Below are 11930 nucleotides of genomic sequence, written 5' to 3' on the forward strand. Positions count from 1 at the left end.
GAAGTTCGCACCTGAACTGCACGCATTCGGAAGAAGAAATTTTTAGGTGCAAACAACGTTTTGTCATGAGGAAAGTAGCAGTAATCAGAGGCGATGGCGTTGGTCCTGAGCTGATGGATGCCGCATTTAAGGTTTTGAGCGCCGTCGGAGCTGATGTAGAGTGGATATTTTGCGATGCTGGCTACGACTGGTGGCAGGAGCATGGCGGCAGCTCTCTAATTCCCGAGAAAACTTGGAGCGTCTTGGAGGAGGCGGACGCCTGCCTCAAAGGACCAACGACTACGCCCGGCGGCGAGGGCTCGCCGAAGAGCGTTGCCGTTTCCATAAGGCAGCATTTCGACCTCTACGCCAACATCCGCCCCATAAAAACCTTCAAAGGAACGAAAAGACCGCTCGGCGACGTTGACTTCGTGTGCGTGCGTGAGGCGACTGAGGGGCTATACTTCGGCGTGGAAGTAGCGGTGAGCGACGACGTCATCCTCGCGCTCCGCAAAATCACAAAGCGGCAGTGCCACCGCATTGCGAAGTTCGCATTCGAGGAAGCCCGCCGTCGTAAATTCAGAGCGGTCGTCGCAATCCACAAGAGCAACATCCTGAAAAAAACCTGCGGCGCCTTCGTCGAGGAAACCCGCAAGGTCGCCGAAGAATACCCGGAAGTCGAGCTTTGGGAGTATCACATCGACAACATTGCGCAGCAGCTCATCAAAAACCCCCAAATCTTCAACGAGACCGTCCTGCTCTCCACGAACCTATTCATGGACATTATCAGCGAAGAATGCTCGGCACTCGTCGGCAGCATCGGACTCATACCCTCGGCGAACATCGGCGACGCCTACGCCATGTTCGAGCCCGCTCATGGATCCGCCCCGAAATACGCAGGACTTGACAAAGTGAACCCGACAGCCATGATTCTCGCCGGTGCGTGGCTCCTTGAATATCTTGAAGAGACCGAGAAGGCAGCTGTCATAAGGCAGGCTGTCGAGGAAGTCATCTCTGAAGGTAAGACGGTTACATACGACCTCGGTGGGAACGCAAAGCTCAGCGAAATGGCTGAAGCCGTTGCGAAAAAGGCTGGAAGCCTGATTAAGGGATGAAGATGCTGTTCCGCAATCACGCCAAAAGGGTCTACGATGACAGCGGAAACGCAGCTTCATAGCTTTGCCTCTCGCGTTGGAAGTTCGAACGTGACCTTCTCCTTCACTAAGAGGGGCATCCTTCGGATACGAGAGGTTGCGGAGTGTAGCTCGTCGCAAGGACAAACCGCTCCCTTCGGGTCGAGTCACAACGCCCTTGATATGAGCATATAGCCCATGCCTCGTTTCAATATGTTCCTCGCTGCGTTATGGTAGGGGCGTTACATTGGTATCCACAATCATCGCAAAGGGATACTCTCCTTGAGCGGTCTTTTCGTGTTCATCGAGCCGCAACGAGAACACTGTTTGAAGTGTTGTGTTATGGAACCCTATTTTCTCTATAGCCCAGTGCTCTCTGCCAAGCTTCCTCCTCAGGTGTAAGTATTCCTCCTCGCACCTTCATAAAATTGCGTCAAGGTGTTTGGATGCCGCGACCTCAGGTGTAAGTATTCCCCCTCGCACCCGCCGCGCTCGCGCTGTCGGTTGCGTTAGTGTTGGTAGGCAGCGTCTCTGCTGCCACGCTTTACGTGCCCGACGATTACGGTACGAGACAGAGTGCGGTGAACGCCGAGCATGTTGGTAACCACTGGGGCAGCTACGTCGAGGCTGACGCAGACGAGGATGGGATTGCATCTTATCGCATACACGAAGACGGGAACAAATATCTGCTCATAGCGCCTTTGATAACTCCCAACCTTCTGTCGGAATAAGGCACCAATAAGGACGAATACGCCGCAAGCGACACCATGCTCGTGAGTATACGCTTAGCAAACCCCATGAAGTGCTGCAGGATGTGAACTTCATGTGGCGGCTTGATTTACGCGATTATGACGTGCATCTCCCGTCAAGTTTCGAACGGGAGATCACGTTACGCCAAAAACCTCAAACTTCTACGTAAGAACGCCTCTTGGTATGTAGCGCTCTACGACGCTAACTTTAAAACTACTTCCCCGGAGATACAGCAATATGGGAATATATGCCGTTCCGCCTTTCGTCAAAGGCTCCCTGTTAGTATAAATGGAGAGGGACGCATGGCAGTGAAAATTTTAGTTGCAGGCTTCGGCAACAAGTTTATGGGCGATGACGGCTTTGGTCCGAGAGTCGTCGAAGAACTTGAAAGGACAGGCGTGCCGGAAGGCGTCGAACTGAGGGATGTGGGGCTTTGCGACGCAACGCTCGCTCCTGACCTTGCGGACTACGACCTCGTGATTTTCATAGATGCCGTTAAAGCAGAGGGAGCGCCGGGGACGCTCTACGTCTCTGAAATTGGTAAAGATGGCGTAGAAGCCGCAATTGAGGCTGAGAGCATGATCACGAAGATAAGCCTGCACCAGACGGGCGTCGAGGAAATCATCATGACTGCGAAGGCGATCGGCACACTTCCCAGGAAAGTGGTTGTGATCGGCTGTGAGGTGGAAAAAGTGGAATTGGGAGAGGGTTTAAGCGAGAATGTGGAAAGAGCTATCGGCAAAGCGGTAAGGTTTATTTTTGCCCTGATTAATGACAAAAAGTAAGGCTTCACGCGGGGTCTGATGGAACAATTTTGGATAAGCTTTAGGAATTCCCCATTTACTTAGGTAATTTCTTGCTCATGTCATTCAAGGAAACAGGAATTTTCATATAAGATTGCCCTTTAACCCAAAGAGGGCGCGGGCATGCGAAGGGTAGCAGTTGCAGTCTCGTGCTGGCTGTTGCAACGCTTGTCCTCGTAAGTTCCGTTTCCGCAAAGACAATTCTCGTGCTTGATGACTACGCCAGAATTCGGTAAGCTGTTGACAATGCTTCCTCGGGAGATAATTATTCAAGCAACAACTATCTCAAAAACAATACGGCGTCGGGCAGCCATGTCGTCGCATCTGTCTGCTTTATTCGAGCAATGACAACACACCAATTCAGCAGACGTCTGGACTCCACGGAGAAAATAACATACACTTACGAAGGGGAAACTTACGAGAACTACATGGGCAACTACTGGAGTGATTATATGGGAGACGACGGCGATGGCAACGGAATCGGCGACACGCCTTACGGCATAAACGGCGACTTTGATTATCATCCGCTGATGAACCCCTTGAGAATTACTTTGCGCCGCCGATGCCAGGCATCAAGTCAAGATTTCCACGAACACGGAAGAATACAGAGCTGGCGACCTGATGCTCATAAGCCTGTCGAGTCCGATAGGCGAGCCGCAGAGCGTTATCTTCCGCTGGGCTCTTGACTTCTCAGACTATACGGGTCCAGCTTCCTATTGGTGACGACACCGCTAACACAATCCGCAGGCTTAGAGCGCACGTCCACGCTTTCTTGGCGGCTGCCTGCTTTCAGAGCGCCTTTCCATGCAGAGTAGCTCGTCTACATTTACGACGCCACGACGCACGAACTTCTGAGCAAAGACACGGCAGAGTGGAGGCTCTTGGCGGGCTGATTTCTTCTTTTTTTCTTTCTTTATATGGACAAGCGACTTGTAAGGCTAAGGTGATTCGTCCTCGTCAATTGTTATGTGCCTCTTAATGTTAAAAATTAGAGGGATAAGGCAGGAGTTTGTGCTTCACGACTTTATTTCCGACGTGGACGTGGACTGCGCATCCAAGACATGGATCGAAGCTCCTGACCGTTCTTACAACGTCAATCCCTTTCCAGCCATCAACGTCGCCAGCTTCGGTGACGGGCGTCTGGAGTAGAGCGTCCTCCACAGGTCCTGGCTGACCCTCAGGGTCTCTGCAGGAGAGGTTCCACGTCGATGGCGCTTGATACTGGTAGTTGTGGATTTTGCCGTTCTTCATGACACACCAGTGCATGCAAGCGCCCCGCATCGCCTCAACAGCGCCGAAGCCCATTCCCTCCTTAGGACGCTCGTATTCCGTCCAGACCTCCGTCTTTCCGGCTTTCAGCAGCTCTAAGGCACTCCCCACCATCTTCAGCATGCAATAAGCGGTGTAAGCGAGGTAGTAAGCTCTCGCCCTAATCCTTTCGACTGCGTTCGGCTTTTCCGGAATTTTCCACTCCAGCTCCAACTTCTCAGCGAAGAACCCTGGGATTGGCGATGCAGGAAGCTCGAAGCGTAGGCTGTTGCCGGTAGATTCTGGCACGAGTCCTGCTTTTGCGGTGACCCACATCCTCGCAAGCGGTCCAAGCTCGACCACGTGGCTCTTACCGCCCTTGAACCAACGAGAGGCGGTCACCCAAGAATAGGCACCCGTCCAGTCTCCATACTTCCCAGGCTTCGGCTTCGTCCGCTTGTTCCACGGATGCTCTCGCTCAATCTTGTTTCCGAGTGGGTCGGTGCTGAACTCTTGCTCCCAGTCGTTTTCATACCAGCCACGCCCGATGAACTCTCTGACGCCAACGTTTATTTCCACAAGGTCGGTCGTCACAAGTTCTCCGTTCAGAATCACGCCGGGAGAAACGAGACGCGCTTTCCCGAACTTTCCAATGTCGGAATATTCGGCGGAATACCGTTCAGGGGCGTCGTAGGCGCCGACGGAGAAAAGATTTGCTTCCCTCGTCCCCACATCCTCGTAACCCTGCTTAAGCACAAAGTCGAGAAGGTCATCAGTTGCGGCGACAAGCTTTTTCGAGAACGCTATGTGCCGCATCAGAAGTGTAAGGTAAGCTTCGAAGTCCGAAGGCGACAGATTTGCCTTTGAGATCCCGCCGGGGACGAAGGAATGGACGTGCGGGTGCTTCGCCCCAAAAATTGCAGCCATATTGTGCCCTGCCTTCTGTATTAACAGCGACTGGACGTAAAGCTCACCGGTAAAGGGATTAAGCGCTCGCATGATATCTGAGATTTTCTCGTAGCCGTGGATGTCCACTCGCTCGGCATTTGCCTTCTCTGCCTCCTCCCACCAGTCAGGATTAAACTTCTTCACGAGAGTCTCGCTGTAATCGCATCCTTCAAGGTTCACAACGCCGACCTCAGCGTCGTAGAGCTGTTCTGCGCCGTGAACAAGCACCCGGAGCGCAACCGCCATCGGCGGTGGCGACACTTTATACGTCTGGTCAACTGCCATAGCCGACGAATACGCGTGCGGCACCGGACAGACCCCGCAGGAGCGTTGCGTTATCATAATCGCCTCTGCCGGCTCTCTTCCCACCAAAATTATTTCAAAGCCTCTGAACATCGGGCTGTAAACGTAGGCATCCGTTATTTTTCTGGCGTCGGTGTCAATCTTGACGTGAGCACCAAGATGCCCTTCAATCCTCGTGATAGGCTCAATTGTTAGCTCACGGACCGCCATTCACACCACCTTACCTCAAATCTTCCTCCTCTTCAACCTCGCAAGCCCCATTTTGAAATGCCCCCAGTTGCCAGCAAAGGTTTCCTTTACGAATGCCATTGCGGGTGCTTTTGCGAAGAAGGGCGAAGTTGGCGGGTCTGGGAAATTCGGATCGGCGCAGCCAAAGCACGGAACGCCCGTCCTCGTGCAGCCGCCGTAGCCGTCGGTCCAAGAAGTAGAAGCGTTGCAATTCGTTATTATCCCCTTGCAGCCAATGCCGCCAAGACAACCAAGCTCGCCGAAAGCATGGGCGTCCTTGCCCTCTGCGTAGAAGCCGCAAATCGGACAAAGCTCGTGGGCAGTGTAGCCGTAAAGGAACTTCGGGCGGTGCCACTCGTCCAGCTCAGGAACGGGCGTCACACCCCTCGCAACAAGCACCAAACTGCCGAGCGCCTGAATTATGTTGTCTGGTCTCGGCGGGCATCCCGGAACGCAGACCACCGGGAGTCCAAGCCCGCTCTTCCAGTCCTTTCCGAGAAAGTCAAGGAGCCCTCTCGCACCTGTGGGATTGGGCGAGCCATGTGGAATCCCCCCAAAGGATGCGCAGCTTCCCAAAGCCACCGCCGCTGCACACCGTTTTGAAAGGTCTCGCACCACGTCCTCAAGCTTCAAAATCCTCTCGCCTACCTCGCCAACGACGCAGAAGACGCCTCCAACAGCTTTACTCTCATCGGGAATCGCGCCCTCAAGGACGAGCACGAAAGGGTCGTATTTTCCGTCGGCGGCGTCCACGAGCACCTTTGCGGCGTCCTCACCCCAATCAGGCATGAGCGTGGGGTGGAAGACGAGGCGAATTTCTCCGAGGGCTGGGATTGTGCCAACGAGAACGTCAATGAGCGTGGGGTTGCTCGCCTGCTTCGTCGAAATCGTGCAGCCGGCACAATCTTGCCCTTCGAGCCATATCAGATTTATTGTGCCTGACACACTCATCTCTCTTCCCCTCGCAGCACTATTATAACAAGTGCAACGTTAAAAGTCTTTCCAAATGACACATGTCGAGTATTACTTCGAAAGCCATGTGTCATACTTTCCTATTTTAACTCCATTCGGCACGATTTTGAATGTGCGTTCGAAAAGCGGCGCCCGCAGTCACGAACGTGCGGAATTCGCCAAACTCGCCCAGCGGATCGGCATCTCTGACCCTTTCACGTCCTCTGGTTGCGAGACTCGAAACCCAGCCAGCTCCCGTCGAGCCCTTACTTCCCGAAAACAAGGTGACGCTCTTTTTGTTCATCGCCGCAGCTCAGTCTCACGCACGCACGCACGTTCGTCATGCCGTTGTGATCTCGCAGCCGTCTTTCTTCACGATAACGGTGTGCTCAGCCTGTGAAATCAAGCCACGTGCTGCTTCTCTTAAAATTGGATACGAGCGTATGACGCCCGCCGCTTCCAGGTTTCGGAGCGCAAGGTCGAGCTGCACCCTCGGAAGCCAACGCTTTGCGAACGGCAGTGTATTATACTTCCTTATCTCCTCAAGGAGCTTGCGTGCTGCTGGGAGCCGCACAGGCTTCGCTTTCACTAAGCTGTAAATCTCCACGATGCTCCCTTCTGAGACCTTGCCGGCGCCGTTCGTTGCAAAAGGCTCGATGGCGACGACGTCGTTCTCCTTGAGAGTGACGCCACTCCGCTGCCCGACGTTCGGAATCGTAGGCGGCGCGTGCGCTACATATCTCGCAAGCCCATGTCCTGAGAGATTGACAATAGGCCTGAAGCCGTATTCCCTTATGACCCTCTCGATGGCGGCGCCGATCTCTGTGGTGCTGACGCCTTCGTGAATTATTTCTATTGCCGCGCGCAGGGCTGCTTCTGAGGCTTCCACGAGCCGTCCGTTCTCGTCGCTCAGATCCACGGTCACAGCGGTATCCGCAATGTAGCCGTCAATATGGGCGCCGATGTCCAGCTTGACGACGTCATTACCGAAGACCCGCTTGTCGTCGTGAGCGGGCGTGGAATGCGCCGCCACCTCATTGAGCGAGATGTTGCATGGGAACGCCGGCTCCGCACCTTTCTCTCTGATGGCGCTCTCGACGAACTCCGCCACCTCTAAGAGGAGCACGCCCTCCTTAACCATCGTCACCGCTTGCTCCCGCACCTCCGCTACTATTTTCCCTGCCTCCTTATACTTCATCAAAACTTCTTCAACGCCCTCCTCATCCCTCAAAACTTCTTTACCACTTTCTTCACTCATCTGCAACACGCTCCTGAAACCTTTTTAACCCTACTTAACTTTGTTTTTTCAGGCGGTCCTCATGAGGTATGACGCGTTCAAGGGCGAAGTTTATAGGATACTAATGGAGCGGGACGAGCCGCTGACGTGGCATGAGATAAAGGCGGCGTCGAGCCGCTTGAAGCAGAAGGCGCCTTATCATGTTTATGTGAGGAAGCTCCAAGGCGACATCGGCTTGGTGCGTTTTAAAAGAGGGGGAAAGAAGTTGTGGGCGTTGCGCTCGTGGTTTGAGGAGGGCAGGTTCGAGGAGCTCCTGCCGGAGAGGTTGAGCATGGTTTTACTCGACGCCAACGCCGAGAATGCTGTGGCGATAAGCGATGATTGGGAATTGAAGAGGCTCTACCCGGTCGAAGACGGGCTGAACGTCTGGGACGTGGTGGAGGTGGAGATTGCGGAATTCTTCCCAAAGAATGACAGGAGACCCGAAAGCATGCGTGTCAAGAGTATTGAAGTGACGGGCAGGGTAGAAGAGACGCGGAGGCGCTTGCGAACTCTGGAGCGAATCACTGAAAGTGGCGAATTTTTGCATCGAGACACGCTCGGCGGGAAGACGCTCGGTGTGCTCAAGCCAAGGTTCCGCTGCTTCTATTTTTACGGCGAGCGTTGCGAGTTCTACTGCGACCAAAGCGTCTGCGTTGGGCACGACCTCAAAGTGTTCTCGGACGTGCGGCTCGCCGGCGAGAAGGTTTACTTCCTCCTGGAAGAAAACGAGCGAGAAAAAGATTGGGCAATCCGAACTGTGTTCTCGCTCAGCGACCCCCGGCAGCTCAGATTTAACCTCACTAAAGGCTAAGCCCCGTGCAGCTGCTGCACACGGACCGCCAGAATTAAGAGGAAAAACTGAGTTTCGCAGTCTCGTAAGCGTCGATTGCAAGCGTGAGCGATAAGGCGGCATCCGCAATTGCAAGGATAAGAAGCCCAATGTCCGCATTTTCTAGTTGCATAATGATGACTCCAAGCAAGGACAGGAAAAAGACGAAAAGCAGTCCAACGCCAAGCTTGAGCCGCCTTCTCATATAGAGGTAGCCGGCGCCGAGGAATATGAAATTGAGGACGGCGGCGACGAAAGGATTTGGCGGTGACGGTGCGGGCTTCGCACGCAGCCGAAGGTTGTGGCCGCACGCTGGACAAAAATAAAAATCATCAACCCTGAACCCGCACCTCGGGCAATATTTTCCAGTCGCCATCTCTACAACGCCTCAAACATCCTTGCTCTACCAACAAACAATTTATATTTGAGATTCTCATCCTTAAGTTCCTCTTCTATCCTCCGTGTTATTATCTTCTCAGGATGGTATAACCCCTTAACACGCGTTGTCAAATCTTCAAAACTCTTAAAAGGACCTTTCTTACGTTCCTCAAGGATTGCCCACATCAACTTCTTCCCGATACCCGGTAGGAGGTCGAGCGTGTGTAGCCGTGTCGTTATCGGCGAAGCCTCGTTGAACACCCTTATAAACTTCTCCTCATTCTCCTTAACTATCTTCTCTAAGACGTAACTCAGCTCTATTTTCGCAGACGGCGTCAGTTCGTCGTATTTCAAGCGGCGGTTCACATGGTCTATAACCTCCCTGTGCCCCTCGCCTATGTAAACACGCTCATGGAGGTTGGGCATCTTACCTCGCTTTGGCGAAAGCTCCATGAGCGTGAATCTCTCCTCGCCGACAGCTTGCACCACCGGCTTCTTCTGATACACGGGTCGCGGGTCATTGGGGTAGCCGTAGGGCAGGAGGTCCAGCACCCACGCATAAGTCTCCTTGTCCCTCTTCCCCTTCATCCCCTTAAGAACCATCCTTATACCCCTACCCACCATCTCACTCATACTTCGCAATTATGTCGAGGATTGCATCCAACTCCTCCTCAGTGAGCGTGTAGCCCTCCTTCGCATATATCGAGCGAAGCTCCTCCCGACTCCTCGGCAGCAAATCCACAATCTTCACCGCTATGAACTCATTCATCTTCTCCAACGCCAAAAGCTCGTTCAAAAACTTCCTCGAAGTTTTTGCATCCATTTTTGAGAACTTCGTAGAATATTCCAGCACCCGCCGCTTCTCATATCTCATCTCCTCTCCTTTATGCTCCTCTTTGATTTCCTTCAGTATCCGGTGCACTTCCGCAAGCGTCAGCAACTCCTCGCTCAATACCTGCTTCACAATCATCGGCTTAACTTTGGCAATGGAAAATAAATCTTTTATGCCATTACGCTTCAAGCCCGACTTGAACGCGGTTACCGCTCAGAACTCTTGGAGCGAGCACAATTCATAAATGAGCTGTAAGGCATGTGTGTTAGGTTGTGACGTATCGCACGCCACCCGCAATAATTTGAAACAACATGTTAATCTTTTGACTAATTAATGGAGAAGGACATGTCATCAAACTTCGTGAGAAGGGTGGATGGTCTAAAATTGCGTTCCGCCCTTGATTGCGCTCTCGACGCCGGTGCGAAGTATGCGGACATCCGTGTTGAACGAACATACGGCACCATAATCGAGCTTAATGAGGAGCGTGTGCGTGAACTTTCTTTCGGTGTAGATAGCGGGGGCGGCGTGAGAGTCCTTTACGAGAGCGCCTGGGGATTCGCCTCGACGACCGAACTCTCTACAGTTAGGGTCAAAAAGGCTTTTGAGGAGGCGCTAGGCGTCGCAAGGGCGCTTCCCCGAGTTGGTAGTGAGATAGAGCTTGCGGAGGTTTCTGCCGTCGAGGACGAATTTTCGTTGAAGCCGAGGTTAAGCCCCGAAGACATTAGTGTTGACGATAAGCTAAAGCTCGTCAAAGATGCCTTCAACGCCGCGAAAACACACAACCCGCACGTGAAAAGCGTAACCGTCGTCTATGTCGACGGCTTCGAGGAGCGGCTTTTCATGAACTCCGAGGGCGCCTTCATCGTAACGAGGATGCCAGCAGTGATGCTGAGGGTGCGGGCGGTGGCGAGGCGTGGCGGCGTCCTCCAGGAGGCAACCGAAAGCGTGGGTGCCGTCGCTGGTTTGGAGTTTTTTGAAGAAGTGGGCATTGAAAGTGCGGCTTTACGTGCTGCCGACCGTGCCGTCCGTCTTTTAGATGCGAAGCTGCCGCCCGCTGGGCGAGTGCCAGTAATTATGGATAACAAGCTGACGGGCGTTTTCATGCATGAAGCCTTAGGGCATGCCGCCGAAGCCGATCACGTGCTTGCGGGCGAGTCCATTCTTGCAAGCAAGCTTGGAACGCAGATCGCGTCGCCGCTACTCAACGTCTTCGACGACCCCACTATCGAATACTCGCACGGCTTTTACAAATACGACGACGAGGGCGTCCCTGCCAGACGCACGACGCTTATAAAGGACGGCGTGCTCGTCTCATACTTGCATAGTCGAGAGACGGCTGGTGAACTGCGGCGGCTTCAGGAGCGTCAAGAGCGATACAACGAGACGGTGGCGGGCATCACGGACGTCAAAATCGAGCCTACGGGGAACGCAAGGGCGGCAGGCTACGGCGAAATCCCGCTCGTCAGGATGAGCAACACCGTCGTCAACCCCGGCGATTGGAGCTTTGAAGAAATGCTTGAGGATGTGAAGTTTGGGATTTACGCAAAGGGCATGCGGGGCGGGCAAGTTGACACGACGCGGGGCGAATTTCAGTTCAGCGCCGAAGAAGCTTTCTTAGTGGAGCAAGGTGAACTGAAACAACGTCTCAAGAACGTCTCGCTCTCGGGACTCACGCTTGAAGTTTTAAAGAACGTGGACGCCGTCGGCAAGGACTTCAAGCACGGCAGCATCGGCTTCTGCGGGAAGGATGGGCAAGAAGTTCCAGTCGCGGAATACGCGCCGCACGTCCGCATCAAGGAAATCCTCGTCGGCGGCGCCGAGCGGCAATGACTCTCGTGTAGGGGCGTGCTCGTGCTCAGGCGGAGACCATGATCTAGCAGCCGCACGCATTTCAACCCGTTTCTGTTGTTTCAAGCCGCACCGCCCGATTGCGTCCAACGCTCTGAGATGTGTGAAGTTTCGTCTTGTGAAATTTGAGCGAGCGGAAACGAGACGCATATTTACCTGTTAAGTGACCAAAGGGCAAGTGCGAAGCGCCGCAGAGTGCTCTTCGTCGCAGGAAATTCCTGCCATCAATCTTTTACCTCCTCTATTAAAATCTTTCTCAAATTTAGGCTTGAGGTTTGGAATGTCTCTTTTTACAACGGACGTGTCCACATAACATAAGCCTACCGCAACCGATTATAGTATAGCATATTACAGAACACGTTCCCGTTTCTAACGGATTAAAGCAGCTAATTGAGAGAAGAGCGTCTTTATCGCTGCTTCA

13 protein-coding genes are annotated in these 11930 nt (G+C 53.4%); 6 read left to right on the forward strand and 7 right to left on the reverse strand.

Annotated elements, in window-relative coordinates; all coding sequences use genetic code 11:
* The first annotated feature begins 65 nt into the window (after nucleotides 1-65).
* From ACXJJA_RS03255 to ACXJJA_RS03270, 4 genes are all read left to right on the forward strand, one after another.
* Nucleotides 66-1094: an isocitrate/isopropylmalate dehydrogenase family protein gene (locus tag ACXJJA_RS03255; RefSeq protein WP_456486794.1), complete on the forward strand. Its 1029-nt coding sequence runs from the start codon at nucleotides 66-68 to the stop codon at nucleotides 1092-1094.
* Nucleotides 1095-1624: 530 nt separating this feature from the next.
* Nucleotides 1625-1843 carry a hypothetical protein gene (locus tag ACXJJA_RS03260; protein WP_456486795.1) on the forward strand — a complete coding sequence of 73 codons (219 nt, stop codon included), beginning with the start codon at nucleotides 1625-1627 and terminating at the stop codon, nucleotides 1841-1843.
* Nucleotides 1844-2164: 321 nt separating this feature from the next.
* The gene (locus ACXJJA_RS03265; RefSeq protein ID WP_456486796.1) at nucleotides 2165-2647 is read left to right on the forward strand and encodes a hydrogenase maturation protease; all 483 of its coding nucleotides are present in this window, start codon (nucleotides 2165-2167) and stop codon (nucleotides 2645-2647) included.
* A gap of 470 nt (nucleotides 2648-3117) precedes the next feature.
* Complete coding sequence (locus ACXJJA_RS03270) at nucleotides 3118-3351, forward strand: hypothetical protein (protein WP_456486797.1); 234 nt, start codon at nucleotides 3118-3120, stop codon at nucleotides 3349-3351.
* Between the two features lie 295 nt (nucleotides 3352-3646).
* Here ACXJJA_RS03270 and ACXJJA_RS03275 read toward each other — a convergent pair whose 3' ends face one another.
* The 4 genes from ACXJJA_RS03275 to map all read right to left on the reverse strand — a co-directional run bounded on the left by ACXJJA_RS03275 (nucleotide 3647) and on the right by map (nucleotide 7601).
* Nucleotides 3647-5374, reverse strand: coding sequence for a nickel-dependent hydrogenase large subunit (locus ACXJJA_RS03275; protein WP_456486798.1), 1728 nt, complete (start codon nucleotides 5372-5374; stop codon nucleotides 3647-3649).
* A gap of 15 nt (nucleotides 5375-5389) precedes the next feature.
* Nucleotides 5390-6343 (reverse strand): NADH-quinone oxidoreductase subunit B family protein, encoded by a 954-nt coding sequence (locus tag ACXJJA_RS03280; RefSeq protein ID WP_456486799.1) that lies wholly within the window; start codon nucleotides 6341-6343, stop codon nucleotides 5390-5392.
* A gap of 106 nt (nucleotides 6344-6449) precedes the next feature.
* Nucleotides 6450-6647: a hypothetical protein gene (locus tag ACXJJA_RS03285; RefSeq protein WP_456486800.1), complete on the reverse strand. Its 198-nt coding sequence runs from the start codon at nucleotides 6645-6647 to the stop codon at nucleotides 6450-6452.
* 36 nt (nucleotides 6648-6683) lie between these two features.
* Nucleotides 6684-7601: a type II methionyl aminopeptidase gene (map, locus tag ACXJJA_RS03290; protein WP_456486801.1), complete on the reverse strand. Its 918-nt coding sequence runs from the start codon at nucleotides 7599-7601 to the stop codon at nucleotides 6684-6686.
* A 61-nt stretch (nucleotides 7602-7662) separates the two neighbouring features.
* Between map and ACXJJA_RS03295 the strand changes: the two genes are divergently transcribed.
* On the forward strand, nucleotides 7663-8433 hold the full coding sequence (locus ACXJJA_RS03295; protein ID WP_456486802.1) for a hypothetical protein: 771 nt from the start codon (nucleotides 7663-7665) through the stop codon (nucleotides 8431-8433).
* Nucleotides 8434-8467: 34 nt separating this feature from the next.
* Here ACXJJA_RS03295 and ACXJJA_RS03300 read toward each other — a convergent pair whose 3' ends face one another.
* From ACXJJA_RS03300 to ACXJJA_RS03310, 3 genes are read right to left on the reverse strand one after another with little or no spacing between them, the layout of a single operon-like run.
* On the reverse strand, nucleotides 8468-8827 hold the full coding sequence (locus ACXJJA_RS03300; protein WP_456486803.1) for a hypothetical protein: 360 nt from the start codon (nucleotides 8825-8827) through the stop codon (nucleotides 8468-8470).
* 2 nt (nucleotides 8828-8829) lie between these two features.
* Entirely contained in the window at nucleotides 8830-9462 is a 633-nt protein-coding gene (locus ACXJJA_RS03305; protein WP_456486804.1) for a DUF655 domain-containing protein, read from the reverse strand.
* Nucleotides 9455-9799, reverse strand: coding sequence for an RNA polymerase Rpb4 family protein (locus tag ACXJJA_RS03310; RefSeq protein WP_456486805.1), 345 nt, complete (start codon nucleotides 9797-9799; stop codon nucleotides 9455-9457). Before ACXJJA_RS03310 ends, ACXJJA_RS03305 begins: the two co-directional genes overlap by 8 nt.
* Nucleotides 9800-9994: 195 nt before the next feature.
* Between ACXJJA_RS03310 and ACXJJA_RS03315 the strand changes: the two genes are divergently transcribed.
* On the forward strand, nucleotides 9995-11491 hold the full coding sequence (locus tag ACXJJA_RS03315) for a TldD/PmbA family protein (protein WP_456486806.1): 1497 nt from the start codon (nucleotides 9995-9997) through the stop codon (nucleotides 11489-11491).
* The last annotated feature ends 439 nt before the right edge of the window (nucleotides 11492-11930 follow it).

The sequence above is a fragment of the Candidatus Alkanophaga liquidiphilum genome, assembly GCF_053996935.1.